This window comes from Micromonospora sp. WMMD956, assembly GCF_029626125.1.
In the GTDB taxonomy this organism is placed as follows: Bacteria; Actinomycetota; Actinomycetes; order Mycobacteriales; family Micromonosporaceae; genus Micromonospora; species Micromonospora carbonacea.
In genome coordinates, this window is the sequence record NZ_JARUBI010000005.1 from 2,456,126 (window position 1) to 2,480,868 (window position 24,743).

At 73.4% G+C, this 24,743-nt stretch carries 23 protein-coding genes and 1 tRNA gene; 7 read left to right on the top strand and 17 right to left on the bottom strand.

Annotated features, from left to right (window positions below; all coding sequences use genetic code 11):
* Positions 1 to 56 precede the first annotated feature (56 nt).
* The gene (locus O7628_RS11305) at positions 57 to 839 is read left to right on the top strand and encodes an IucA/IucC family C-terminal-domain containing protein (RefSeq protein ID WP_074479075.1); all 783 of its coding nucleotides are present in this window, start codon (positions 57 to 59) and stop codon (positions 837 to 839) included.
* Between the two features lie 98 nt (positions 840 to 937).
* On the opposite strand, the gene O7628_RS11310 is transcribed toward O7628_RS11305, so the two are convergent.
* Positions 938 to 2,788, bottom strand: coding sequence for a hypothetical protein (locus O7628_RS11310; RefSeq protein ID WP_278130197.1), 1,851 nt, complete (start codon positions 2,786 to 2,788; stop codon positions 938 to 940).
* 211 nt (positions 2,789 to 2,999) lie between these two features.
* On the opposite strand from O7628_RS11310, the gene O7628_RS11315 reads away from it, so the two are divergent.
* Positions 3,000 to 3,710, top strand: coding sequence for a class I SAM-dependent methyltransferase (locus tag O7628_RS11315; RefSeq protein WP_278130199.1), 711 nt, complete (start codon positions 3,000 to 3,002; stop codon positions 3,708 to 3,710).
* Between the two features lie 112 nt (positions 3,711 to 3,822).
* Here the strand turns inward: O7628_RS11315 and O7628_RS11320 are convergent, their stop codons facing one another.
* From O7628_RS11320 to O7628_RS11335, 4 genes are all read right to left on the bottom strand, one after another.
* Complete coding sequence (locus O7628_RS11320; RefSeq protein WP_074479045.1) at positions 3,823 to 4,356, bottom strand: YbhB/YbcL family Raf kinase inhibitor-like protein; 534 nt, start codon at positions 4,354 to 4,356, stop codon at positions 3,823 to 3,825.
* Positions 4,357 to 4,597: 241 nt separating this feature from the next.
* Positions 4,598 to 5,824 carry a hypothetical protein gene (locus tag O7628_RS11325; protein WP_278130202.1) on the bottom strand — a complete coding sequence of 409 codons (1,227 nt, stop codon included), beginning with the start codon at positions 5,822 to 5,824 and terminating at the stop codon, positions 4,598 to 4,600.
* A gap of 2 nt (positions 5,825 to 5,826) precedes the next feature.
* Complete coding sequence (locus tag O7628_RS11330; protein ID WP_278130204.1) at positions 5,827 to 6,582, bottom strand: hypothetical protein; 756 nt, start codon at positions 6,580 to 6,582, stop codon at positions 5,827 to 5,829.
* A gap of 246 nt (positions 6,583 to 6,828) precedes the next feature.
* Positions 6,829 to 6,915 (bottom strand) — tRNA-Ser (locus O7628_RS11335).
* 144 nt (positions 6,916 to 7,059) lie between these two features.
* Here O7628_RS11335 and O7628_RS11340 point away from each other — a divergent pair.
* On the top strand, positions 7,060 to 8,034 hold the full coding sequence (locus tag O7628_RS11340; protein WP_278130206.1) for an NAD(P)H-quinone oxidoreductase: 975 nt from the start codon (positions 7,060 to 7,062) through the stop codon (positions 8,032 to 8,034).
* Here O7628_RS11340 and soxR read toward each other — a convergent pair.
* Together soxR and O7628_RS11350 are read right to left on the bottom strand one after the other, a co-directional pair.
* The gene (gene soxR / locus O7628_RS11345) at positions 8,031 to 8,546 is read right to left on the bottom strand and encodes a redox-sensitive transcriptional activator SoxR (RefSeq protein WP_278130208.1); all 516 of its coding nucleotides are present in this window, start codon (positions 8,544 to 8,546) and stop codon (positions 8,031 to 8,033) included. The two genes, O7628_RS11340 and soxR, sit on opposite strands and share 4 nt — an antisense overlap.
* An 88-nt stretch (positions 8,547 to 8,634) precedes the next feature.
* Entirely contained in the window at positions 8,635 to 9,342 is a 708-nt protein-coding gene (locus O7628_RS11350; protein ID WP_278130209.1) for a glycosyltransferase family 2 protein, read from the bottom strand.
* A 124-nt stretch (positions 9,343 to 9,466) separates the two neighbouring features.
* On the opposite strand from O7628_RS11350, the gene O7628_RS11355 reads away from it, so the two are divergent.
* Positions 9,467 to 11,737, top strand: coding sequence for a hypothetical protein (locus tag O7628_RS11355; protein ID WP_278130210.1), 2,271 nt, complete (start codon positions 9,467 to 9,469; stop codon positions 11,735 to 11,737).
* A 67-nt stretch (positions 11,738 to 11,804) separates the two neighbouring features.
* Here O7628_RS11355 and O7628_RS11360 read toward each other — a convergent pair whose 3' ends face one another.
* From O7628_RS11360 to O7628_RS11385, 6 genes are all read right to left on the bottom strand, one after another.
* A complete protein-coding gene (locus O7628_RS11360) occupies positions 11,805 to 12,422 on the bottom strand; it encodes a hypothetical protein (protein ID WP_278130212.1) in 618 nt (205 codons plus the stop codon).
* A 56-nt stretch (positions 12,423 to 12,478) separates the two neighbouring features.
* A complete protein-coding gene (locus O7628_RS11365; protein WP_278130214.1) occupies positions 12,479 to 13,957 on the bottom strand; it encodes a HAMP domain-containing sensor histidine kinase in 1,479 nt (492 codons plus the stop codon).
* Complete coding sequence (locus tag O7628_RS11370; RefSeq protein WP_074479039.1) at positions 13,950 to 14,645, bottom strand: response regulator transcription factor; 696 nt, start codon at positions 14,643 to 14,645, stop codon at positions 13,950 to 13,952. Before O7628_RS11370 ends, O7628_RS11365 begins: the two co-directional genes overlap by 8 nt.
* 69 nt (positions 14,646 to 14,714) lie before the next feature.
* Positions 14,715 to 15,224 (bottom strand): hypothetical protein, encoded by a 510-nt coding sequence (locus tag O7628_RS11375; RefSeq protein ID WP_074479038.1) that lies wholly within the window; start codon positions 15,222 to 15,224, stop codon positions 14,715 to 14,717.
* Positions 15,225 to 15,360: 136 nt separating this feature from the next.
* Positions 15,361 to 16,416, bottom strand: a complete 1,056-nt coding sequence (locus O7628_RS11380) for a phosphotransferase (RefSeq protein ID WP_278130217.1) — start codon at positions 16,414 to 16,416, stop codon at positions 15,361 to 15,363.
* 58 nt (positions 16,417 to 16,474) lie between these two features.
* The gene (locus O7628_RS11385; RefSeq protein ID WP_278130219.1) at positions 16,475 to 17,647 is read right to left on the bottom strand and encodes an acetyl-CoA C-acyltransferase; all 1,173 of its coding nucleotides are present in this window, start codon (positions 17,645 to 17,647) and stop codon (positions 16,475 to 16,477) included.
* 144 nt (positions 17,648 to 17,791) lie between these two features.
* On the opposite strand from O7628_RS11385, the gene O7628_RS11390 reads away from it, so the two are divergent.
* Entirely contained in the window at positions 17,792 to 18,262 is a 471-nt protein-coding gene (locus O7628_RS11390; protein ID WP_278130221.1) for a PH domain-containing protein, read from the top strand.
* Between the two features lie 320 nt (positions 18,263 to 18,582).
* Here the strand turns inward: O7628_RS11390 and O7628_RS11395 are convergent, their stop codons facing one another.
* On the bottom strand, positions 18,583 to 19,494 hold the full coding sequence (locus O7628_RS11395; RefSeq protein WP_043960852.1) for a rhomboid family intramembrane serine protease: 912 nt from the start codon (positions 19,492 to 19,494) through the stop codon (positions 18,583 to 18,585).
* Between the two features lie 64 nt (positions 19,495 to 19,558).
* Entirely contained in the window at positions 19,559 to 20,089 is a 531-nt protein-coding gene (locus O7628_RS11400; protein ID WP_278130224.1) for a peptidylprolyl isomerase, read from the bottom strand.
* Positions 20,090 to 20,173: 84 nt separating this feature from the next.
* Between O7628_RS11400 and O7628_RS11405 the strand changes: the two genes are divergently transcribed.
* A complete protein-coding gene (locus O7628_RS11405) occupies positions 20,174 to 20,920 on the top strand; it encodes a hypothetical protein (protein ID WP_278130227.1) in 747 nt (248 codons plus the stop codon).
* A gap of 117 nt (positions 20,921 to 21,037) precedes the next feature.
* On the opposite strand, the gene corA is transcribed toward O7628_RS11405, so the two are convergent.
* Both corA and O7628_RS11415 read right to left on the bottom strand, forming a co-directional pair.
* Positions 21,038 to 22,186: a magnesium/cobalt transporter CorA gene (gene corA / locus O7628_RS11410; RefSeq protein WP_074479032.1), complete on the bottom strand. Its 1,149-nt coding sequence runs from the start codon at positions 22,184 to 22,186 to the stop codon at positions 21,038 to 21,040.
* 397 nt (positions 22,187 to 22,583) lie between these two features.
* Positions 22,584 to 23,678: a PLP-dependent aminotransferase family protein gene (locus O7628_RS11415; protein WP_074479031.1), complete on the bottom strand. Its 1,095-nt coding sequence runs from the start codon at positions 23,676 to 23,678 to the stop codon at positions 22,584 to 22,586.
* A gap of 234 nt (positions 23,679 to 23,912) precedes the next feature.
* Here O7628_RS11415 and O7628_RS11420 point away from each other — a divergent pair, with 234 nt between their 5' ends.
* Entirely contained in the window at positions 23,913 to 24,743 is an 831-nt protein-coding gene (locus tag O7628_RS11420) for a 3'(2'),5'-bisphosphate nucleotidase CysQ (RefSeq protein WP_074479030.1), read from the top strand.

Genomic DNA, 24,743 nt, shown 5'->3' on the forward strand with positions numbered 1-24,743 from the left:
CTGTCGGGAGCGTCCGGCGGACACCAGAGGCGAGGGGGGATCAGGTGACAGCGGTGCTGCCCACGCGGGAGACCGCGACGCCGCTCGCCCCGGTGACCGCCACCCTGCGCGCCATGTTCGGCACCGACGACCTGCCCGGCCTCGCCCCGGGGCTGCTCGTGACCGACGATCGGTTCGGCTGGGCCCCGGCCAGCACCCTCGTCGACGGCAGCCGGCTGCCCGAGCTGCTGGCCGCCGCCGCGCTGCGCTGGGGCGGCACCCCGCACGCCTGCGCCGCCCTGGCCTGGAAGTCGTACAGCTACTGGGCGGCCCTGCCGGCCGTCCTCGGCTGGGCGGCGGCCCGCCGGGTGCCGCTGCTCGACCCGGCCGACGTGTTGATCCACTTCGAGGACCACCGCCCGCTGGTCACCCTCGGGCTGCGCCGGTCGACCACCGTCGCGGTGCTCCCCGGCGACCCGCTGGCCCTGGCGGGGCTCCCCGAGGTCCGGGTCGTCGCCGACGAGGCCGCGCTGCTGGCCGCGCTCCGCGCCTCGCTGCTCGACGCCCACCTCGTCCCGCTGGTCGCCGCCATCCAGGCCGAGGTCCGCATCGGCGCCCGTACGCTGCTCGGCTCCGTCGCCTCCGGCGTCGCGCACGGCGTCCTGCGGGCGGCCGACGCGCTGCCCGGGCCCGCGGCCCGGCACGTGGAGACGCTGCTCGGCGCGCTCGACCTGGCGGACCTGGTCGAGCTGGTGCCCGGCCCGGCCGGCGAGCCGACGGTCCAGCGCCGCACCTGCTGCCTCGCGTTCACGCTGCCCCGGCCGAAGGTCTGCCAGGGCTGCTGCCTCCGCGCCGCCTGACCCCGCGCCCCGCCCGCGCCCTCCGCCGGGCTTCCGCGCCGCCTCCCCCTCCGGACAACGCCGCCTCTCCCTCCGGACACCCACGCCGCCGCCGGGCTTCAGTTCGTCAGCGGGCGAACGTCCCACACCCAGGCCCCGCCCGTGTACGTGGGACGGATGCCGGTCAGCTCGGTCATGCCCCGGCGCAGGGCGTCGGCGTGCTCGTGCGGGCCGAGCACGACCACCCCCGCCCGCCAGTACCGCAGGTCGTCCACGGCGCTCACCCGGGTCAGCGGGGTGACCGGGGGCACCTGGCCGGTGCGCCGGATGGTGATGAAGAAGCTGCTGGTGGGGCGGGGCGGGGCGGTGAACAGGGCGATCCGGCCCTCCGGCGCCCGGGGGCGGGTGTCCGGCCCGAGGAAGTAGCCGCGCGCCAGCGGCAGGTCCAGCCCGGTCGCCGCCGACCAGCGCAGCGGGTCCGGGTAGTCGGTGTCGGGCAGCGGCAGGGTCACCACGCTGCGCCCCCCGGCCACGTACGGCCGCCAGGCGCCGGAGGTGACGAACTCGGGCACGGGGTCGAGGCGGGCCGAGGGCAGCGGGGTGGGGAACGCGGGGAGCAGCGCCATGGTCAGCACGGTGGCGGTGGCGAAGCGGATCTGCGGCCGGGCGGCGGGGTGCTCCCGGGCGAGCCGGCGGACGCGGTCCGCGCCGAGCGCGAGCAGCACCCCGACGATCGGCACGGTCGCCAGCGCCCACCGGGTCGGCACCACGGAGTGCAGGATCGGCAGGTCCTCCAGCGCGGCCCAGGGGCCGGGGACGCCGGTCGCCCGGCCCTCGAACTGGATCTCGCGGCCGAGCGAGAGGACGGCGAAGAGGAGGCCGACCGCCGCGAGGCCGAGCACCGCCGGGCTGCGCCGCAGCCACCACACGATCGCGCCCACCAGCACGACCAGCGGCCAGCCGAAGAAGCCGTTCTCCTCGGTGGGGTTCTTCACCAGCTTCACGTTGGCCTCCGGGTCGCCCGCCACCGACTCGCGGGCGAACGCGGTGAACGCGGCGAGGTCGGTGCGGTAGCCACGGATCAGCCGGGACAACCCCTCGTACGCGCCGGGGCCGAAGAACTGCACGTAGAGCGGGTAGGCCAGCAGGACGGCGGAGAGCACGGCGGCGACCGCGAGGCCGGCGAGGAACGGCCGGGCCTGCCGACGCACGCCGGCCCGGCCGAGGGCGAGCGCGACGACCACGACGCCGAGCCCGATCGCGGTCATCAGCAGGATCTCCAGGTTGATGAACGCCTGCCAGACGATCACGAGGCCGAGCAGTACGCCGTTGCGCAGCCACCGGCCCCCGTCCGCCAGTCGCAGGGTGCGCCAGACGATGAGCGGCACGACGAACTGGCTGACGATGTTGGGGTGGGCGTTGGCGTGCGACACCATCGCGGGGGCGAAGGCGCAGAAGCCGGCACCGAGCCAGGCCGGCCCGCGCGCCCCGATCAGCACCCGGGAGAGCACGAAATACCAGGCGGTCGCGGTGGCGATCATGCCGCCGGTGAGAAAGACCAGGAATGCGGTACGCGGGCCGAACAGGACGGTGACCGGCGTCATTGGCAATGAAATGGACAATACGGATGTATTGGCCATGAGATTCACGCCGTCCGGCACGTTCATCCGATCCGAGCCGAACGGATATGCGAAATCGGTCACCACGCGCGCGCCGTGCGCCAGCATCCATTCGAAGAGCGCCTGATCGGACCGGTTGTCCCGCACCCCGTGCGCCGGGTTGAGCCAGAACCGCAGCGTCACCCAGAAGGCGATCAGCGCGAAGCTGAGCACGGCGGCGGCATCCGTCCAGCGCCCCCGACCAGCCGCCGCGACGCCGACTTGCCCCTCGTCGGGCGCGCCCCCGGCCGGGGAGCCGGCCGCGCCGCCCCCGGCCCCGCCATCCGGGCGGCCCGATTGATGAGTAGTCATGACAATTCGTAGAGTAGTCAGCGTTTGGCACTGACGTGACATGTTTCTGGGGACTGGCGTACTATGTGCCGGGTTCGCCGACCGCCGATCTCGTGCCCACCCCCGACCGCAATTCGGCCACTTCGGTGCCCCGATTTCCCCGCCGTCCGCTTCGGATGGTTCACTCTGTCGGTCCCGGGGCAGGTCGAGTCACACCGTGAGGAATCGACGCATGGCAGATATCACTGGGGATCAGCGAGTCCAGTCCGAAGTCCTCGAAGGGCTTGCGACGGCGGTCAACCACCGCAGGTGGTTCGTCGAACTGGCCGTCCCGCACCTCGGTGACAACCCTATCGAGATCGGCAGCGGCCTGGGCGACTACGCCCTGGAGTGGTCGGCGCACCTTCCCCGGTTCACGGCCACCGAGGCCGACCCGGACCGGCTGGTCGCCCTGAAGGAGCGCCTCGCCGAGCAGCCGACCATCGAGGTGCGGCAGATGCTGCTGCCGCACTCCGAGCGCGGGGACTACAGCGCCGCCGTCTCGTACAACGTGCTGGAGCACATCGAGGACCACGTGGGCGCGCTGCGCAGCATGCGCGACCTGGTCCGCCCCGGCGGCAACGTGATCATCATCGTGCCGGCGTTCGAGTTCGCGATGAGCCCGGCGGACATCGCCACCGGCCACGTCCGGCGGTACACGAAGAAGACCCTGGCCGCCGCGATGACCGACGCCGGCCTGACCGTGGAGAAGATCCACTACGCGAACGCGCTCGGCCTGATCGGCTACTTCATGGCGACCAAGGTCTTCCGGCTGATGCCGAAGGAGGGCCCCATGGTGAAGGTCTACGACACCCTGGTCCTCCCGGCGACCAAGGCCGCCGAGCAGCTGGTCCGCCCCCCGTTCGGCCAGTCCGTCTTCGCCGTAGCCCGAGTCCCCGCCTGAACCACCCCCCCTCTTCACTGCGCGATCTTGCACTTGGGGCCCCGACAGAACGGGCAAAGGCCGTGAACGGTGGGCCCCAAGTGCAAGATCGCGGAAGCGGGTAGGGTCAGGGTCAGGCCTTGACCTGGTACGTCGGGCGGATCACCGCCCGGGCCAGGGTGTGGAAGGCCAGGTTGAAGCCCACGTACGCGCAGCTCGCCCCCGCACCCACGTCGAGGCGCTCGACGTCGACGGCGTGCACGGCGAAGACGTACCGGTGCGGGCGGTCACCCGCGGGCGGGGCGGCGCCGCCGAACCCGGTGTCGCCGTAGTCGTTGCGGACGCTGAACGCGCCGCCCAGGTCGGCCTCCTTGACGCCCCGGGGCAGCTCGGTCACCGAGGCGGGCACGTCGACCAGCACCCAGTGCCAGAAGCCGCTGCCGGTCGGCGCGTCCGGGTCGAAGCAGGTGACCACGAAACTCTTCGTCTCGGCGGGGAAGCCCGACCAGGCCAGCTGGGGCGAGACGTTCTCGCCGCCGACGCTGCCGTGGGCGTACCGGGCGTCCATCGGCTCGCCGTTGTGCACGTCGTCGCTGGTCAGGGCGAACGACGCGACGGTGGGCAGCAGCTCGTACGGGTCGGGGGCGATCGGTCGTTCCAGGGACATCGGGGATGGTCCTTCCGGTGGGCGTGATTTCCTGCGCCCCTTCTTACCCCGCGACGTCCCGCCTATCGACCACCGGCACGCATCGCGCCCCCGCTCGTCGCACTACCTGCGAAGCCCGTGACGCGTCAACGGCGTCTGCGCCCGACGTCAGAGGCCGAGTCAGACCACCCGGGTGATCCCCTCACTGTCAGAGGCGGCGGATGACCAGTCCGGGCTTGACGTCTGCGGCGGCCGACAGTTGTCAGTCACCGGCCGGATCTTCCTCTGGGCAGTCTTCCGAACCCTCCTGGTGAGATGAGACCGGAATCCTGTCCTGCTTCGGGTCGAGAGCCCAGATCCCGTTGTTCCGATCCACAGCCCATACGACGCCGTTGCTTGTCGAGACATAGCTGATACCGGTCTGGGATTTGCAGAGGTATTCGGGAAGGCTTCTCGGCGGCAGGAACGGCTGGATATTCAGCTCGACATGGGTGACGCCGGGGGTGGGTATCGTGATGCGGAAGATCCCCTGGCTAGCGGGCGCAAGGATCGTACGGTCGCCGATCACGATCCCCTCCGACACCTGCATGGCTGCGCCCTCGAAGTCAAACCCATGCTGATCGACGGGATAGAGCTTTTCGGGATCGATCCGGGTCAGGCTGTATCGGTCCGATCCCAAGGCACTGTTGTAGGTCGCCCCGAAGGCGATCAGGGTGTCCTCGATTGCGGCCACGCTGTTGATCCGGCCGGGAAGCTCGCCTGGCAGCGAAGGGATGTTGGCGACGAATTCCCCCTCGACAGCGTTACGGCCGGGATCGATCTTGAAGATCTTCCCGTCGGACAGAACGAAGAGGTGACGGGAATTCGCCACCAGTGAGCCCGAGTTCCCCTCCAGCCGCCTGCCCGACACCGAGATACGGGCAACGATCTCGTTCTTGCTTGAGTCGATGCGGACGACTTCCTGACCAGGACCACCGTTGGCCAGAGTAAGGACCCAGACCGAACCGAAGGCAGCGAGCATGGGAATATCTGTTGAGCTTCGGTGATCCGATGCAGCAGCAGGCGAGAGAGGAATTCGCGCCATCGGCGCGACGCCCGGGTCGGCGACCGCTCTCCGTGAATCGTACCTCCTGACCTCATCCAGTCTCGCCGTCCACAGGTTTCCTGGAACAGCTAGGACGCCGCCTGCCTCAGTCAGCGTCACCTGCTTGGGAAGGGTTGGCCCCGGGGCCACGACAGGATCCCCGCCCCGGGGGAAGACGGAGCTCAAAGGAACGCCGACGACCTTCTCCTCAGGGCCGATCCACCAGATCTCTCGCCCGCTGCTGACAACCGCGGAGTTCGCCCCGGACGTAGTGATCAGAGTTATCGGCCCCGGCAGCCGGGCAACCGAACCAGCCTCGTCGGCAGGCCGGCCGGTCACGCCGGAACAGCCGACCGGGAGACCGATGAGAATGGTGACCAATGCCGTCAGCCTGGATGTCTTCACCGCTAGCATCCATCGGACACGGAGTCGATGATCTGGTCAGCCTGCTCGGTCCAGGTGCAGGTGGCTCCAACGTTCACCGTTCCGGTCGTCCGGAACGGTTTACCGTTGTCGTTGACGACGAGAGTGCCGGTCTTTCCGTCACTCGCCCAGTCGACCTCCAACTCCCAGAGAACGTCGTAGAGATTGACCGACGCGTGGATCGCAAATATCTCAGCGTCTTCCAGGGAGACCTCGTACGGCGTTCGGAGCGAGGTGCCATTCTCACCATCGGCAGGGACCACCGTCGGAGGGTCCTCGTCGAGCCGGATCTCGGAATATCGGTAACCCGTCTCACCACCACAACCGACCTTAACCCATGTTCCGTCAAGGGCTGGTGCGCGGCTCAGCACCTTCGCACGCAATTCGGTGATGATCACCTGAGCGGAGGAGGAACCCTGCACGGTCAGCTCGTACGAGTCTGGGCCCGTCGGCACCGCTCCGACGCTTTGTGCCCAACCATTCCAACCGTCATCGAGCTGAGGAGCAATCTCTCCGGGAGGCCGGGAAACGACCCATCCCGCCAAGCAGTAGTTGCCGATCCGCCTGACGGCGGCAGTGGGCCCGGGCTCATTGGCGGGAACCTCATCGGGAGCATTGATCCGATCGCTAACAAAGGCCAGGAAGGCGCCGAAGAGAATGGCGAGCGCCCCTCCGACTACTTTCGCCGCCGTGGGGTGATTCCCGGGCCAGGCGAGCATGCGTTGCGCCTTGGTCCTCACGCCCTCACCATGAGCAGGAGCGGCGGGATCAACATCCTGGGACATCCGTCTCCTCGCGCAACTCGGTCAGGCCGAAAAGGTTTCCGCAACGTATCCGAGTTACACGAACGCAGCTAGACGGTCCTGTGGCAGATCTTGGACAGCCGAGTTCAAGAAGTAGCACTAGCGGTCACTGCGCCGCATTTTCCCAAGTTGTCAATATCTGGCAGCAGCCATGGAGCCTTGGGTGCTCGTGCCTGAGTGAAGCGGAGGGTGTGGGATTCGAACCCACGAAGACATCGCTGCCTTACCGGTTTTCAAGACCAGCGCCATCGGCCACTAGGCGAACCCTCCCGGCCCGCGCCCCGCGGGGCGCGACCGCTGCCTAGTCTGCCAGAAGCCGGCCAACCTGTGACTCACCGTCCCACCGGCACCGGACCGCGACGGACCGGGACAGCCCGGACGCCGCGGGCGCGCCGGATCGGGTATGACTGGGGCATGCGCGCGATCACGATCCCGGAGCCCGGTGGACCCGACGCACTCGTCTGGGCGGAGGTGCCCGACCCCGAGCCCGGTCCCGGCGAGGTGGTCGTCGACGTGCGGGCCAGCGCCGTCAACCGGGCCGACCTGCTGCAACGGCAGGGTCACTATCCGCCCCCGGCGGGCGCGCCCGCGTACCCCGGATTGGAGTGCTCGGGGGTGATCAGCGCGCTCGGCCCCGACGTGGCCGGGTGGGAGGTGGGCCGGGAGGTCTGCGCGCTGCTGGCCGGCGGCGGGTACGCCGAGCGGGTGGCCGTGCCTGCCGGGCAGTTGCTGCCGGTGCCGGACGGCGTCGACCTGGTCGACGCGGCGGCGCTGCCTGAGGTGGCGTGCACGGTGTGGTCGAACGTGGTGCGGCTCGCCGGGCTGGCGCGGGGCGAGACGCTGCTGGTGCACGGCGGGGGCAGCGGGATCGGCACGTTCGCCGTGCAGCTCGGCGCGGCGCTGGGGGCCACGGTGGTGGTGACCGCCCGGTCGGCGAAGCACGAGCGGCTGCTGGGGCTGGGCGCCGCACACGCGGTCGACTACCGGGAGCAGGACTTCGTCGAGGAGGTCCGCCGGGTCACCGACGGTCGGGGCGCGGACGTGATCCTCGACATCATGGGCGCGTCCTACCTGGCCCGGAACGTGGCGGCGCTGGCCACCGGCGGCCGGCTGGTGGTGATCGGGATGCAGGGCGGCCGGAAGGCGGAGCTGGACCTGGGCGCGCTGCTGGCCAAGCGGGCGTCGGTGGCGGCCACCGCGCTGCGCTCCCGGCCGCTGGCGGAGAAGGCGGAGATCGTGGCGGGCGTACGCGAGCAGGTGTGGCCGTTGGTCGCCGCCGGCAGGGTCCGCCCGGTCGTCGACCGGCGGCTGCCGATGGCCCAGGCCGCCGACGCGCACCGCCTGGTCGAGTCCAACGCCCACGTGGGGAAGGTGCTGCTGACCGTCTAGGCGGGTGCGGGGGCGCAGTCGCCGCAGGCGGAGGTCACGGGCGCGGGGCCGGCGGCGGGGGCGGCGGCGGGCTCGGGGCGGGGAAGCATGAGGCGGGCGCCGGGGCCCTCGCCGGACAGCTTGTCGTCGGGGTTGTAGAGGACGCAGCGCTGCAACGACAGGCAGCCGCAGCCGATGCAGCCGTCGAGGTCGTCGCGGAGTTTGGTCATCAGGCGGATCTTCTCGCTGAGCCGGGCCCGCCAGGCGGTGGAGAGTTCGGCCCAGTCGGCCGCCGTGGGCGTGCGGGAGGCGGGCAGGGAGTCCAGCGCCTCGCGGATCTCCTCCAGCGAGACGCCGACCTGCTGGGAGACGCGGATGAACGCGACCCTGCGCAGTTCGGTGCGGGCGTAGCGGCGCTGGTTGCCGCCGGTGCGGTCGGCCCGGATGAGGCCGAGGCGCTCGTAGTAGCGCAGCGCCGAGGGTGCGACCCCGCTGCGCGCGGCGAGCTGGCCGATGGTCAGGGATTCCTGCATCACGTCGCCTTGAATTGAAGTGGACTTCAACTTGTTCAGGCTAACGGCACGGCCCGCATGACCGCCACCGCGGCGGGGGCCGTCGGAATCAGTGCTGCGAGGCGACCAGGGGACGGCGGCGGGTGCGCTCCCGGCCGAGGATCCAGATCGCCTCGACGCCGTCCTTCCAGGTGATCTTCTTGCCCTCCTCGCGGCCGCGCGCGCGGTAGCTGATCGGCACCTCGTACGGGCGGATGCGCCGGCGCAGCAGCTTGCCGGTCACCTCCGCCTCCATGCCGAAGCCCCGCGAGCGGATGTCGAGGGAACGGTAGAGCTCCACCGGCATCAGCTTGAAGCAGGTCTCCAGGTCGCCGATGTACGAGTTGAACAGCACGTTGGCCGCCATGGTGACGCCCTTGTTGCCCATCACGTACCAGAAGCTGTAGGCGCTGTGACTGCCGAAGGTGCGGTTGCCGTAGACCACCGTGGCGCGACCGTCGAGCACCGGGTCGAGCAGCCTGGGGATGTCCTGCGGGTCGTACTCCAGGTCGGCGTCGAGGATGACCATATATTCACCCTCGGCGTTGTCGACCGCTGTCTTGATGGCCGCGCCCTTGCCGGCGTTGCGCTGGTGGGTGATCACCCGCAGCCGCGCGTCGTCGGCGCGGCCGAGGACCTCGCCGGTGCCGTCGCGGCTGCCGTCGTCGACCACGACCAGCTCGATCTCGCACGGGTAGTCGACCGCCAGGGCCTGCTTGAGGGCATCCGCGATGCGTTCTTCCTCGTTGTAGACCGGCATGAGGATCGAGAGCTTCACGGGAATCTCCACGGTTGCGACGGCACGTCGGGCCTAGCCTAGCTTGGCAGCTCAGCGCGGCGGGGTGCAGCACGGCCGGGCGTCGGACACGGCGCATTCAGCCGGATGGTGTTTACTTCGCGCCATGTCGGCAGCCGGCTCCCTCCTCGTGGCGGCCCCGCTCGTCGCCGTCCCGTCCCTCGTCGTGGCGCTGCGCCCCGCCCGGCCGGACACCGTCGCCCCGCTGCGCCTCGCCGTGGTCCGGGCCGCGGTGGTCACCGGCGCGTTCGCGGTGCTGACCGTGGAGCTGCTCGGCGCGCTGCGCCTGTTGACCCTGCCCGCGTTCGCGGTCGCGTGGCTGGCCTTCGTCGCCGCCACCGTGGCGGCGGCGACCTGGCGACGCCGCCGGGCCGCCGGGCCGGGCGGGGCCCGGGCGGCGGCCGGGCCGGGCGGCGCACCGGGCCCGGCCACCGTCCGCGCCCGGCTGGCCGACCGGTGGCGTACGGCCGGGCGGGGCGAGCGCCTGCTCGCCGGCACGGTCGGCGGGCTCGTCCTGGTGGAGCTGCTGATCGCGCTGCTCGCCGAGCCGAACAACTTCGACTCGCAGACGTACCACCTGCCGAAGGTGGAGCACTGGGTGGCCCAGGGCAGCCTGGACTTCTGGCCCACCGCCATCCACCGGCAGGTGACGATCCCGCCCGGCGCGGAGTACCTGCTGCTGCACCTGCGCCTGTTCACCGGCGGCGACGCGTTGTACAACCTGGTCCAGTGGGCCGCCGGGGTGGGTTGCCTGCTGGCGGTCGCCCGGATCGCGGCGCAGCTCGGCGGGGGCCGGCGGGCCCAGCTCCTGACCGCGTTCGTGCTGGGCACCACGCCCATGGTGGCGCTCCAGGCGACCAGCACCCAGACCGACCTGGTCTGCGCCGCCTGGGTGGCCTGCGTGGCGACCCTCGCCCTGGACGGGCTGCGCCGCCGGGCGGGGTTCGGCACGCTGCTGCTGCTCGGCGCGGCGACGGGGCTGACCGCGGTGACGAAGACCAGCGGCCTGATCGGCGTCGGCCCGCTGCTGCTGCTCTGGGGCATCGGGCAGCTCCGGCTGGCGTACCTCGGCGGGACCGGGCGGGTCGCGGACCGCGACCGGCGGGTGGGGGCCAGGGTAGACGGACCGGCCCGGCCGGCCCTGGTCGGCGCGGGGCGCGTCGGTCTGCCGACCGGCGGGGCCGATCCGGTGGCCCCGGCCGCAGCGGCCGGCGTCACCCGGCCGGGGGCGGGCGGCGGCGCGCCGGAGCCGCCGGGGTCCCGCGCGGGCGGCACGGCCCGGACCGTGGCCGGGTCGGTGCTGGTGGTGCTGGTGGCCCTGCTGGTGGTCGGCCCGTTCCTGGCCCGCGTGCAGGCGGAGTTCGGGCACCCGTTGGGGCCGCCGCGGCTGCGCGAGTCCATCCCGATGGAACGGCACGACCCGCCGTCGGTCCTGGTCAACGCCCTGCGGATCGGGCACACCGCGCTGGACACGCCGCTCGCGCCGGTGCGGGCGGGCACCGCCGAGGCGATCATGGCCGGGGCGCGGGCGATCGGGGTGGACCCGCAGGACCGGGCCATCACCTTCGGGCGGGAGACCTTCCCGGTGCCGTCCTGGTATCCCGACGAGGACCGGGTGGCGTTCCCGCTGGCCGGCGCGCTGGCGCTGGTCGGCGCGTCGCTGGCGCTGGCCCGGCCGGCCCGGGTCAGCCCGGCGGCGGCCGGCGCCCTGCGCGGGTACGCGACCGTGGTGGTGGCGGCCGTCGCGCTGCACACCGCAATGATCAAGTGGCAGCCGTGGGGGAACCGGCTGCTGCTGTACGCCCTGGTCCTGGCGGCCCCGCTCGCCGGGCTCTGGCTGGACTCGCTCTTCCGTCGCCGGCTGGCGTCGGAGTCGGAGTCCGCGAGCGGCTCCTCCTCCGCCCCGGGCCGCCGGCGGTCGGTGGCGGCCGGGCTGGCGGTCGCGATGCTGGCCGGGTCCGCGCTGGCCGGGGTGCTCGCACTGTCGTACGGCTTCCCGCGCCGGCTGGTCGGGGCCGGCTCCGTCTTCACCACCTCGGAGTGGGACACCCGCTTCCTGCGCCGGCCGCAGTGGGCCGACGAGTTCCGGGCGGCGGCCGACGCGGTCCGGGCCAGCGGCGCGCGGCGGGTCGGGCTGGTGCAGCAGAACGACAACTGGGAGTACCCGTGGTGGCTCCTGCTGCGCGACGCCGACGGCCGGCCGCCCGAGCTGGTGGCGCTCCAGTCGGTGCTGCCGGACCGGCCGCCGGCCGACCCGGGCTCGACGGACGCGATCGTCTGCACCGGCACCCGGAAGGTCTGCGCCGACCTGGTGCCCGCCGGCTGGACGCTGACCTGGCGCGGCTACGTCGGGTACGCCCTGCCGCCGCCGGCCTGACGCGGCGGGTGTTAGCAGGGGCCCCCTGTACAACAGAATGCGTTAAGAAGGGGCCCCTGCTTACCACTCACTTGAGCAGGACGAGCCGGGCCTTGGCGGCGTCGCCGTCCTTCGCGCCGGCCACGCCGACCGTCGCGCCGACCCGCACCGCCTCGGGCTGGATCGTCTTGCGCCGCTCGACCACCCGCAGGTCGTCGCCGAAGGTCCACGTCATCGTGAACCCGTCGGTGGACTTCACGGTCATCGAGTCGCCGTCGATCGCGGTGACCTCGCCGCACTGCACGGCGACGGTCCTCGTGCCGCCGTCATTCGTGCCCACCACGACCTCGCCGTGCAGGGTGTTCTTCTTCCGCAGCAGCACCCGCGCCTGCCGGCGCTTGCGCCACTCCTGCGCCCGCTCGCCCCGCCGCTCCTTCGCGCCGGGCTCGCCGCTGGCCGGCGCGGGCGAACCCGACTGGTTCGGGTCCGCGCCGGCCGGGGCCGGGGCGGCCATCAGGTCGAGGTCGCCCGGGTCGAAGCCCAACGCGGCGAGCGCCTGCCCCTCCGCGCCCAGCGCGGCGGACACGTCGACCGCGACCTCCCTGGAGGCGTCCTGCGCCACCTGCGCCGGCCCGCAGCCGGTGACGCCCAGGGCGACCGCCGCGAGCAGCGAGGTGGCGGCGACCGCGAATCCGTGACGTGCCATGGGTCTCCCTCTCGTCGGTGAGGGTCCCAGCGTCCCGCCCCGGTGCTCAGGGGGCGTCAGCGCGACGTTCGGGTCAGGTAAGGGCCGGCGGGCAGCCGCACGGTGAACGCCGCCCCGCCCTCGGCGGCGTGACCGGCGGAGATCTCCCCGCCCAGCCGGCGGACCAGCCCGGCGGCGAGCGCCAGCCCGAGGCCGCTGCCGACCTTGCGTACCCCCCGGTAGCGCGCGTGCAGCGCACCCCGGTCGAACGCCACCGCGAGGTCGTCGTCGGTGAAGCCGGGGCCGCCGTCGCGCACCTCCAGGATCCCGCCGGCCGCCGGGTCGGCCCCGGCGGGCCGGGCCGCGAGCACCACCGGCGCACCCGGGGGCACGACCCGCAGCGCGTTCTCCAGCAGCCCGTCGACCACCTGCCGGATGCGCCCCGGATCGGTGTACGCGGGCACCACGCCGTCGGGGATCTCCAGGCGGAACGTCACCCCCACGGCGGCGCAGCGGTCGGCCCAGGTGTGTTCCGCGTCGGCGGCCAGCCGGGCCAGGTCGACCGGCACCGGTTCGAGGGGGAAGTCGGCGGCCTCCAGCCGGGCCAACGCGAGCAGGTCACGGACCAGCCGGTCCAGGTGCTCGGCCTCGGCCAGCATGGTGCGCCCGGTGCGCGACGTGTCGTCCGCGTCGATCACCCCGTCGGCCAGCGCCTCGGCGTAGCCGCGGATGGCGGTGAGCGGGGTGCGCAGCTCGTGGGAGACGGAGAGCAGGAACTCCCGCTGCCGGTCCTCGCTGGTGGCCAGCGCGGCGGCGAGCCCGTTCAGGGCCAGGGCCAGCTCGGCGACCTCGTCGGGCGGCTCGACCGGCACCCGGACGGCCCGGTCACCGGCGCTGAGCCGGGCGGCGGCGGTCGCGGCGACGCGGATCGGCCGGGCCAGCCGGCGGGCCAGCAGCATCCCGGCCGCCAGGCCGGCGGCCAGGCCGGCGAGCAGCGGCAGCCAGAGGCCCCGGACGACCCGCCCCCACAGGCCGGGGGTGGCGGGCCGGGTCAGCACCACGCCGTCCCCGCCGGCCAGCGGTCGCCCCTCGACCAGGGCGCGCTCGCCGGCGACGAGCCGCCGGCCGGAGACACCGTTGCCGGCGGCGACCCGGTTGACGACCTGCCGGGGCAGGCCGGCGTGGTCGACCGCGCCGGCGCGGATCACGTACACGTCGATGTCCTGGTCCTGGAGTTGGCGGATCAACCGTTCGCCCGCCGCGTCCCGCTGCCTCGGGGCCCGCACCCGCAGCACGTCGGCGGCGAGCCTCGCCTGCGCCGCGAGCGCCTCCTGGTCGCGTCGCTCCTGACCGCGCACCGCCAGCGGGACGGCGACGAGCGCGGTGACCAGCACCGAGACGAGGGCGACCGCGCAGGTGACGAACACCGCGCGCGCCGTGAGCGTACGCCCGGGGCGACGCCGGCGCGGGCCGGCCGGGCGCGGGCCGATCACCGGCAGCGCGACGGTGGGCTGGGCCGGCACGGACTCCCCCGGCGTCGCCGGTCGGTCAGCCATCGGCGGCGTACCCGACGCCCCGGTGGGTGCGGATCACCCCGGCCGCCCCGCCCAGCTTGGCCCGGACCTGCGCCACGTGCACGTCGACGGTGCGGGTGCCGGAGTGGGCCGCGTAGCCCCAGACGCCGGCCAGCAGCTCCTCGCGGGTGAAGACCCGGCCGGGGCGGGCCATCAGGTGCGCGAGCAGGTCGAACTCGGTGGAGGTGAGCTGCACCGGCGCGCCGGACACGGTCACCGTGCGGCGGGTCGGGTCGAGGGTGACCGGGCCGACCGTCCGGGGCCGCTCGACGCCCTCCGGCACGCCCGCCGTGCGGCGCAGCACCGCCCGCACCCGGGCCACCAGCTCGCGCGGGCTGAACGGCTTTGTCACGTAGTCGTCCGCGCCCAGCTCCAGGCCGATGATCCGGTCCACCTCGTCGTCGCGCGCGGTGAGGAAGAGCACCGGCGTCCAGTCGCCGGCCTCGCGCAGCCGCCGGCAGATCTCGGTGCCGGCGAGCCCGGGCAGGGCGATGTCCAGGACACAGGCGACCGGGCGCAGCCGGCGGGCGGCGGAGAGCCCCGCCGCGCCGTCGCGTTCCAGGTGTACGCCGAAGCCGTCCCGCGTCAGGTAGAGCCGGACCAGCTCGGCGATCGCCGGCTCGTCCTCGACGACGAGGACCAGCCCGCGCTGCGGTGCGTCGACGGTCACCGGACCATGATTGCCGACCACCGCCCGACGGGGCGCGTCAGGACATGTTCGGATCAGGTAAGGAACCGATCAGTGCACCACGACGGGCCGGAACGCGGCGCCCCGGGCGGCGGTCGGCGCGTCGCCGATGGCCGCCACCACCCGCTCCCGCGAGCTGCGCAGCCGGGTGCGGAACGCGTGGTGCAGCAGCGCGTCGAGCTGCCACACCTGCCTCGGGTGCTGGACGCGGATCACGAACCGTTCCCGTACGCCGTCGATGGCCGTGGCGGCCAGCTCGACCGCCGGCTGGTGGGGGTCGGCGCTCCAGGTGACGTCGCTGAGCTCGCCCAGCTCGGCGTTGAGATGCAGGCGGAGCCGGTGCAGCACCCGGGTCTGCCGGGTGACCACGAGCCGGCGGTGGGTGAGCAGCAGCAGGTATTCGCCGGCGGCCCGGTCGGGTCGGCCGCACCGGGCGACCAGGACGGTGGCGTCACCGGCGCCGACGCAGCGGCGGAAGACCGGCACGTGCCGGCTGACGGCCTGCACGGCCAACCCGGTCTCGGCGGCTGCCGGAAGGAACGTGCGGGAGAAGACGTCCATGACGTGCCCAACGAGCCCGCCCCGCGCCTGATATGGGCAACCGCCAATCTACGGAACTTCCACGCGCAAGAAGGGGCCCCTTGTTAACGCATACGGTAGAGAGGGGTCCCCTTCTTACAATCCATCGGCGGCGGGGTCAGAGGCGGTCGGGTTCGAACAGCTCGGCGAGCCAGCCGGGGACCGCCTCGGCGTACTCGGCGCGGGCCGGGTCCGGCGTGCTCAGCGCGCGCCGCCAGGACAGCGCGCGGCTGACCTTGGTCACCGTGACCGCGAGGCCGGCCGCCTCCCGCAGGTCGACCCGGTCGTGCCGATCGGTCCACGGTTCGAGGTACGCGTCGCGCAGCCGCACCAGCACCGGGTCGCCGTCGGGCAGCTCGAAGGAGTGCGCCACCGAGTTCAGCGTCACCAGCAGCGTCCCGAACGGGTGGGCGACGGAGGCGTCCCCCCAGTCGAAGAAGCGGTGGTCGGCGGCGAAGACGTTGCCGTCGTGCAGGTCGTCGTGCTGCACGCTGTCGGGCACCCCGAACGCGGCTAGCCGGCGGCAGCGCTCGGCGTACTCGGGCAGGAACGCCCGCAGCCGCGCCGACGTCTCGGTGGTGAGACCGCCCGCCGAGCCGAGGAGCAGGGCATCGGAGTCGTCGAGCAGCCCGGCGAGGAGGGCGGGCAGCGCCTCGGGGCGGTGGTCCGGCACCCCGAGGGCCAGCAGCTCGCCGACCCGGGGCACGACGGCGCGCTGGAGCGCCGCGTAGCGGGGCAGGACGCGTTCCCAGACGGCCGGGTCGCGGCGCCGGGCGAGCGCGTCGCGCAGGGTCTCGCCGCCGTCGGGCAGCAGCGACCAACCCCGGTCGGCGTCGACCGCCACCGGGTCGGGCACCTGGCCGGGGGCGATCCGGGCCAGCGCGCCGAGCAGCCCGGCCTCGAAGCGGGTGCCGGCGTTGTTGGCCTTGAACCAGTACGGGCCGGCGTCGGTGGGCACCCGCCACACCAGCGACCACGGCCGGACCCGGGGTTCCACCGGCCCGGTGATCCGGCGGCCGGCCCGGTCGATCTGGCCGGCGACCCAGTCGCGGGCGCTGGCCTGCCAACCCGGGTCGGCCCAGTCGGCGGGCGGCGTCGGCGCACCGATGGACGGCGTCGCGGCGTCGGGGGGCGATGTCGGGGCGTCGGCAGGCTGCGTCGGTGCGTCGGTCACGGTGGGCAGGGTAGGCAGCGGCGTGCCCGCCGGCGAGGGGTTTTCCCCGCCCGCCGGCTCAGAGCAGCTCGACGATGGTGGCGTTGGCCATGCCGCCGCCCTCGCACATGGTCTGGAGGCCGTAGCGGATGCCGTTGTCGCGCATGTGCTGGAGCATCGTGGTCATGATCCGGGCCCCGGACGCGCCGAGCGGGTGCCCCAGGGCGATCGCGCCGCCGCGCGGGTTCAGCCGCTCCGGGTCCGCCTCCGTCTCGGCGAGCCAGGCCAGCGGCACCGGGGCGAACGCCTCGTTCACCTCGTACACCCCGATCTCCTCGATGCCCAGCCCCGCGCGGCGCAGGGCCTTCGCGGTGGCCGGGATGGGCGCGGTGAGCATGGTGACCGGGTCGTCGGCGGCGACCACGGCGGTGTGCACCCGGGCCAGCGGGCGCAGGCCGTGCCGGCTGGCCCACTCGGAGGTGGTGACGGCGAGCGCGGCGGCGCCGTCGGAGATCTGGGACGCGGACCCGGCGGTGACGACGCCGTCGGCGCGGAAGGGGGTCTTCAGCCCGCCCAGCTTCGCCAGCGAGGTGTCCCGCCGGATGCCCTCGTCGGCGGCGAACTTGCCGCCGTCGGCCAGCGCCACCGGGGTCAGCTCCGGGTCGAACGCCCCGGCGTCCTGGGCGGCGGCGGCCTTGACGTGGCTGGCGAGGGCGAACTCGTCGAGCTGGGCCCGGGAGAAGTGCCAGCGGGCGGCGATCAGCTCCGCGCCGACGCCCTGGTTGAACGGCAGCGGCTCGTCGTCGGCGAAGCCCTCGACGCCCCGGTAGCGGTCGCGGACCTGGGCGCTGAACGGCATGCCGCCGCCGACGCTGGAGCCCATCGGCACCCGGGTCATCGACTCGACGCCGCCCGCGACGACCAGGTCGGCCTGCCCGGACAGGACGGTGGCGGCGGCGAAGTGCAGGGCCTGCTGGCTGGAGCCGCACTGCCGGTCCAGGGTGGTGCCGGGCACCGACTCGGGCCAGCCGGCGGCGAGGACGGCGTTGCGGGCGACGTTCCACGACTGCTCGCCGACCTGGGACACGCAGCCCCAGATCACGTCGTCGACCTGCCCGGGGTCGATCCCGGTGCGCTCGGCGAGGGCGCGCAGCACGTGCGCCGAGAGGTCGACCGGGTGCACGGCGGCGAGGCTGCCCGCGCGCCGCCCGACCGGGGTGCGCACCGCACCGACGATGACCGCGTCACTCATGTTTACTCCCCGGTAACCTGGCTGCCCCGATAGTACGTCCTCCGCCGCCCGGCCGTCCCCCCGCGACGGCCGGGCCGGTCGCGGGCGGGCCCTGTCGCGGGCGGGGCTTCCGGCACGGGCGGGCCCGGCTGGCATCCTGGTGGGATGGAGCCGGCACCGACCCCCGCAGCACCGTCGGCCCGGCAGTGGCGGGTGCCGCCCGCGCTGCCGGCGCTGAAGCTGGTCGGCGCGGCGGCGCTGGTCGGGCTCGGGCTGGTGTTCGGCGACGGCGACCGGGTGCGGCTCGTGCTCGCCGGGGCGGTGGCCGCCGGCCTGGCCGGCTGGGCGCTGCGGGACCTGCTGGCCCCGGTGCGGCTCGCGGTCGACCCGGCGGGGATCACCGTGGTCCGGGGCTTCGCGGGTCGGCGGCACCTCGACTGGGCCGCCGTGGAGGCGATCACCGTGGACCGGCGGCCCCGGCTGGGCCTGTCCGCCGAGGTCCTGGAGATCGACGCGGGCGAGTCGCTGCACCTGTTCGGCCGCTACGACCTGGACGCCCCGCCCGGCGAGGTGGCCGACGCGCTGCGCGCCGCCCACCCCGGGATGCCGGGCTCGGGACAGGGGATCGGGGTCTAGGCGGCCTCTAGGCGGCGCAAGCCTGCCGGTCCGAAGCCGACCACCTTCTCTTGGCCCTTTGCTCTGCACCCGGATACGCAGCGGTCTACGCAGCGCAACCGGGCCCGCGCCCCATCGCCCAGCGCCATCTTGCGGATACGCAGCTCAGCGAAGGTGTTGCGCGCGTGGGTGCAGAGCAAAGGGGGTACAGGTCGGGTGGCGGGCCGCAGGGCCGTGACAGAGAGCAGCGTCCGCCGGTCACCGCCTCGTGAGGCCGCGACGATTACGGACAGCAGGCAGATGAAGGGTGACGACGGGACGTCGCCGGGACCGTGGACGGGCTAGCCGGTAAGCGTCAGGGTGCGCACGACCGCCAGGGCGAGCAGCGCCACCAGCAGGACGGCCGCGCCGGCGACCTGGAACAGCGTCCGCCGGGACCGGGGCGCGTACGCCAGCACCAGCGCCATGGCCCCGCCGGTCACCAGGCCGCCGAGGTGGCCCGGGATGGAGATGCCCGGCACGGTCAGGGTGAAGACCAGGTTGATCACCAGGACCGGCAGCACCGAGGAGATGTCCCGCCCCATCCGGCGTTCGATCACGATCAGCGCGGCGAAGAGGCCGAAGATCGCCGTCGACGCGCCGGCCGTGGTGGCGTTCTCGGCGCTGAACAGGTAGGCCGCCACGTTCCCGCCGAGGCCGGCGATCAGATAGAGGGCGAGGAAGCGCAGCGGGCCGAGGTTGGCCTCCAGGGACCGCCCGAGCACCCACAGCGCCCACATGTTCAGCAACAGGTGCACGATGCCGTAGTGCAGGAACATCGCGGTGACCAGGCGGTACCACTCGCCCTGGGCGATGCCGTGCACGCTGCCGTCGGGGAAGAGGGCCTGGCCGAGCACCGAACCCCAGTCGGTGAGCGGGGTGCTGCCGCCCATCAGGCCACCGAAGCCGGAGCCGCCGGCCAGCGCGTCCCCGCCCCGGTCGGAGGCGATGGACAGGAGCATGAGCAGGACGTTGAGCGCGATGAGCGCCTTGGTGACATAGCCGAGGCGGCCGACGGCACCGCCACCGAAGGCGGTGCGCGCCGGCCGCACACTGCGGCGTCCCTCGTCCACGCACTCCGGGCACTGGTGCCCGACCGAGGCGTCCCGCATGCAGTCGGGGCAGATCGGCCGGTCGCAGCGGGTGCAGCGGACGTACGTCTCCCGGCCGGGGTGCCGGTAGCAGACCGGGGTGGTCGGCGGGGACTCACTCACGGCTGCTGCCTCCCGGTGCGGCGGGGCGCTCGGTCATGCGAGCAAAGGTACCTCGCGCGGCCGGTCAGGCCGGGATGCGCTCGATCTCGACGCGCTCGATGACGACGTCCTGGAGCGGGCGGTCGCTCGGGCCCGTGGGGGTGTTGGCGATCGAGTCGACGACCTTCGCCGACGCCTCGTCGGCCACCTGACCGAAGATGGTGTGCCGGTTGTTCAGGTGCGGGGTCGGGCCGACGGTGATGAAGAACTGCGAGCCGTTGGTGCCCGGCCCGGCGTTCGCCATGGCCAGCAGGTAGGGCCGGTCGAAGCGCAGCTCGGGGTGGAACTCGTCACCGAACTTGTAGCCCGGGCCGCCGCGACCGGTGCCGGTCGGGTCACCCATCTGGATCATGAAGCCGCTGATCACCCGGTGCGAGATCGTGCCGTCGTAGTACGGCCCGTTGCCCGGCTGACCCGTGCGCGGGTCGGTGTACTCCTTGTTGCCCTCGGCCAGGTCGACGAAGTTGCGGACCGTCTTCGGCGCGTGGTTGGGAAACAGCTCCAGCCGGATCGGGCCGGCGTTGGTGTGCAAGGTGGCGTAGACAGCCTCGGCCACGGGTACTCCTCAGTCGTTGGTCAGTTCCATGCGGATCCTCCCATGTGCCCGTTCTGGCAGTGCGGAGGCATCCGAAGGTGGAGGATGACGAAGGAACAACTCCCAGGAGGTGGGACCGTGTTTGGAATCGTGCGGCGCAAGACCCAGGGGCAGCTGGCGAGGGCCGAGCTGAACCAGGGCATCGGCCACCTGCGACAGGCCGCGACGTACGCCGCCAAGGGTGCCGGTGCCACGGTCGGCCCGCGGGTCCAGGCGGCCCGGGGAGCCGTCGCGCCGACCGCCCTCGTGGTGCGGGACCGGGCGTCCAGCGGTCTCGCGTCGACGGTCGCGGCCCTCGCGCCGCTCGCCCTGGCCGTCCGTAACGCACAGGCCGAGGCGGCCGGGAAGGCCGTCGCGGGGAAGAAGGCCGCCGCCGCGCGGCAGGCCGCGGTGAGCAGGAAGGTCAAGGCGAAGAGCATGAAGGCGAAGCGGAAGCAGAAGCGCTCGCGGGGCACGATGGTCGGCCTGCTGGCCGCCGGCACGGTCGCCGGCCTGGCCGGCGCCATGGCGCTGCGTCGCCGCCGCGAGCAGCAGGAATGGTCCGAGTACGACCCGACCCGCACCCTGGAGCCGGCCCGCGACGAGGTGGACACCCTGGTCGTGGAGACCCCCTCGGCCGGCGCCTCGGCCCCCCGGCCCGGCGCCCAGCCGGTGATCCACCCGACCGACAAGGTCCCCTCGGTCGCCGAGGGCGCCCGGGACGTCTCCGGCCGCCCGGCCGACAACCTCGACAAGGCCATCGACAAGGCTCTCGACAAGGAGAAGGCGGCCGGCTCCGGCGGCCGCCGCTGACCCACGTGCCACCGCCCGCGGCGCGGCGACGACCCCCGTCGTCCCGCGCCGCAGGCGATGCCGGCACGACCGACCGCGACGACGGAGCCGTCAGAGCCAGCCGCGACGACGGAGCCGTCACAGCCAGCCGTTGCGGCGGAACCAGCGGTAGAGCGCGAGCGAGATGGCCAGCATCAGGGCGAGCACGACCGGATAGCCGTACGTCATCTTGAGCTCCGGCATGTTCTCGAAGTTCATGCCGTAGATGCCGGCGATCGCGGTCCAGACCGCCGCGATGGCGGCCCACGCCGCGATCTTGCGCATGTCGTTGTTCTGGTCGACCGTGACCTGGGCCAGCCGCGCCTGGAGGATCGAGTTGAGCAGGTCGTCGTAGGAGTTGACCTGCTCGACCGTGCGGCTGAGGTGGTCCTGCACGTCCCGGAAGTAGCGCCGCACCTCCTGCGGGATCTCCCGGCTGACCTGCGCGGTGAGGGTCATCAGCGGGCGCTGCAACGGGACGACGGCCCGCTTGAACTCGACCAGCTCCCGCTTCATCTGGTAGATCCGCTGGATCCGGCCGCTGCTCTGCCGGTCGAACACGTCGGCCTCCAGGACGTCCAGGTCGTCCTCCAGCTGGTCGGCCACCTCCAGGTAGAGGTCGACCACCCGGTCGGTGACCGCGTACGCGACGGCCCAGGGGCCGTGCGCCAGCAGGTCGTGCTTGGCCTCCAGGTCGGCGCGGACCGGGGCGAGCCGGCAGGCGTCGCCGTGCCGGACGCTGATCACGAAGTTCGGGCCGATGAAGAGCATCACCTGACCGGTCTCGACGACCTCCGAGTTCTCGGTCAGCTCGTCGTGCTCGCAGTACCGGGCGGTGCGCAGCACCAGGAAGCTCACTTCGCCGAAGCGTTCCAGCTTGGGCCGCTGCTGGGCCTTGACGGCGTCCTCGACGGCCAGCTCGTGCAGGCCGAAGGTGGCGGCGATCGCCGTCATCTCGGCCAGCTCCGGCTCGTGCAGGCCGATCCAGACGAAGCCGCGCTCGCGGCGGGCGGCGGCCAGCGCCTCCGCGTAGTGCCGGTCGCCGGGCTGCCGCCGGCCGTCGACGTAGAGGGCGGAGTCCATGACCGCGCTGCGGCCGGAGTCGACGCCGGGCGGCACGGGCGCGCGCTGGCTGCCGTCGGCGTTGAGGATCCGGGTCATCGCCCGCACCGGGGCCCAGGCCCGGGGTTTGATCGCCCGCGCACCCGTGGGCGACGTGGCCTCGTTCCGCTCCGTCCGGTCCGACATGGCGACCCCCTCCCCGCGCTGCCGCGACCGCCGACGCCGCCGCGGGTTGCAGGGTACGCCCGTCGGAGCCGGGCCGGCCGGCACCGGCCGCCGCAGGCCGGCCCGCCGACGCCGCCGCCGGAGAACGGGCCGGCCGCCGCCACCCGCCGGGGCGGGGCGGGGCGGGGCCGGGTGGGCCGGGTCGCATCAGGGGGGTGAGGGGCGGCCCGGCCCACCCGACGCCCTTGGGGGCGGGGGTGATGCCTCGCGCGCCGCCGGCCGGGGCCGCCCGGCCCACGTAGGGGCAGGCGGGCTGGCCGGTGTGAACGGCGCTCGCAGCATTGTGGGCCGTGGACCGGGCGGAGGGGAGACCCCACCCGGCCCACACCACCGTGTTGTGACCAAACTGACAGGAAGGTCAGCCCCGAACGGCTGCCATCGCCTCCGCGAGTCGGCGGACGCCCTCGTCGATCCGGTCGGCGGTGACGGCCGAGAAGGCCAGCCGGAGCGCGTGCTGCCCGCCGTCGACCACGAAGTCGCTGCCCTTGACGACCGCCACGCCGCGCTCGGCCGCCGCCGGGGCGAGGCGGTCGACCAGCACGTCCTCGGGCAGTTCGACCCAGAGGAAGTAGCCGCCGTCCGGCTCGACGAAGCGCGCCTCGGGGATGTGCCGGCGCAGCGACTCGGCGAGCACCCGGGCCCGCTCGCCGAGGGCGGCGCTGACCTTCTCGATCGAGCGGGTGATGTCGCCGGAGACGCAGAACTGGTGCACGATCGCCTCGGAGACCATGCCCGGCGAGATGTAGAGGCTGGTGGCCTTCTTCGCGATGTCGCCGATCAGGTCCGCCGGCCCGACCAGGTAGCCGACCCGCACGCCGGGGCAGACCGTCTTGGTGAAGCTGGAGGCGTGCACCACCACGCCCCGGGTGTCCATCGACAGCATCGAGGGCAGCGGCTCGCCCCGGAACCGGATGTCGGCGTACGGGTCGTCCTCGAAGAGGGTGAAGCCGAACTCGGCGGCCAGGTCGAGCAGTTCCCGCCGCTTGTCCAGCGACAGCGTGACGCCCGCCGGGTTCTGGTAGTTGGGGATGACGTGGGCGAGCTTCGGGCGTACCCCGGACTCCAGCAGCTTGCGCAGCTCGGCGGTGTCCAGGCCGTCGGGCTGGACGGTCACGCCGTGGACCTCGCCGCCCATCCGCTGGAGGTTCAGCAGCGTCCGGTCGTAGGTGGGACGCTCCACCACGACCGCGTCGCCGGCCCGGACCAGGTGGTCGAAGAGGAACGCGTCCGCCTGGAGCGAGCCGTTGGTGACGAGCACCTGGTCCGCCTCGACGCCGTGCTTCTCGGCGATCCACTTCCGCAACGGCGGGTAACCGACGGAGGTGCCGTACGCCGTGACCCCGGCGGGGTCGGCGTCGAAGGCGCGGACGGCGGCGGCCTTGAGCCCCTCGACATCGACGATGTCCAGCGAGGGAGCGCCACGGGCGAAGGAGATCAGCTGCTCGGCGGTCATGCGCACGAGCCTAGGGCCTGGCCCGGGCGCTCCGACCGGCATACACGCCAAGTTCAACATGCGGGCAGGACACGGGCGGCGAACGGCCGAAGCGGGAGACACCGAACGTGCGCGACACTCGTTGTCGATTATCGGACCGGTCTCTGGCCGCGCCCGGGCGACCGTCGAAGGATGGCGTCCGCCGGGCGGCGCAGGACGGTCCGGCGGCGGCACTCAAGGAGTGGTGAGGTTCACGTGACCGAGGACGGTACGGGTCGGCTCGACGACCAGGCGTTCGCCGAGTGGCTGGCCGGCGAGGCCGGGGTGGCGCTGACCGCGCTCCGCGCCGAGCAGGGCTTCGCCGACCCGAAGGCGCTCAAGGACGCCGGCGACAAGGTCTCCCACGACCTGATGTCGACGGCCCTGGCCCGGTGGCGTCCGGCCGACGCGGTGCTCTCCGAGGAGCAGGCCGACAGCCGGCGCGCCTGGGTCGACGACCCGTCCGCCGGGGACCGGCCGACCCGGCTCACCGCCGACCGGGTGTGGATCATCGACCCGCTGGACGGCACCCGCGAGTTCTCCGAGTCCGGCCGCGACGACTGGGCGGTGCACGTGGCGCTGTGGCAGCGCTCGGCCGGCCCGGACGGCGCGCTGGTCGCGGGCGCGGTCGGCATGCCGGCCCGGACCGGCCCCGACGGCACCCCACTGGTGCTCGGCAACCGGGTCCCGGCCGCGCCGGCCGTCGACGGGCCGCTGCGGATCGCGGTGAGCCGCAGCCGTCCGCCCGCGTTCGTCAGCGAGCTCGTCGAGGGCATCGGCGCCCGCGCGGTGCCGATGGGCTCCGCCGGGGTGAAGGTCTGCGCGGTGGTCACCGGCGAGGTCGACGCGTACGTGCACGCCGGCGGCCAGTACGAGTGGGACTCGGCGGCCCCGGTCGCCGTGGCCCTCGGCGCGGGCATGCACGCGTCCCGGATCGACGGCTCGCCGCTGCGCTACAACCGGGACGACCCGCGCCTTCCGGACCTGCTGGTGTGCCGGCCGGAGCACGCGGGGTCCCTGCTCGCGGCCATCGACCGCTACCGTTGA

Coding starts and splice junctions, on each gene's coding strand:
- O7628_RS11310 (WP_278130197.1), bottom strand. CDS start 2,788: ATGACTACTCATCAATCGGGCCGCCCGGATGGCGGGGCCGGGGGCGGC.
- O7628_RS11315 (WP_278130199.1), top strand. CDS start 3,000: ATGGCAGATATCACTGGGGATCAGCGAGTCCAGTCCGAAGTCCTCGAA.
- O7628_RS11320 (WP_074479045.1), bottom strand. CDS start 4,356: ATGTCCCTGGAACGACCGATCGCCCCCGACCCGTACGAGCTGCTGCCC.
- O7628_RS11340 (WP_278130206.1), top strand. CDS start 7,060: ATGCGCGCGATCACGATCCCGGAGCCCGGTGGACCCGACGCACTCGTC.
- soxR (WP_278130208.1), bottom strand. CDS start 8,546: ATGCAGGAATCCCTGACCATCGGCCAGCTCGCCGCGCGCAGCGGGGTC.
- O7628_RS11355 (WP_278130210.1), top strand. CDS start 9,467: ATGTCGGCAGCCGGCTCCCTCCTCGTGGCGGCCCCGCTCGTCGCCGTC.
- O7628_RS11360 (WP_278130212.1), bottom strand. CDS start 12,422: ATGGCACGTCACGGATTCGCGGTCGCCGCCACCTCGCTGCTCGCGGCG.
- O7628_RS11365 (WP_278130214.1), bottom strand. CDS start 13,957: ATGGCTGACCGACCGGCGACGCCGGGGGAGTCCGTGCCGGCCCAGCCC.
- O7628_RS11375 (WP_074479038.1), bottom strand. CDS start 15,224: ATGGACGTCTTCTCCCGCACGTTCCTTCCGGCAGCCGCCGAGACCGGG.
- O7628_RS11385 (WP_278130219.1), bottom strand. CDS start 17,647: ATGAGTGACGCGGTCATCGTCGGTGCGGTGCGCACCCCGGTCGGGCGG.
- O7628_RS11390 (WP_278130221.1), top strand. CDS start 17,792: ATGGAGCCGGCACCGACCCCCGCAGCACCGTCGGCCCGGCAGTGGCGG.
- O7628_RS11405 (WP_278130227.1), top strand. CDS start 20,174: ATGACGAAGGAACAACTCCCAGGAGGTGGGACCGTGTTTGGAATCGTG.
- corA (WP_074479032.1), bottom strand. CDS start 22,186: ATGTCGGACCGGACGGAGCGGAACGAGGCCACGTCGCCCACGGGTGCG.
- O7628_RS11415 (WP_074479031.1), bottom strand. CDS start 23,678: ATGACCGCCGAGCAGCTGATCTCCTTCGCCCGTGGCGCTCCCTCGCTG.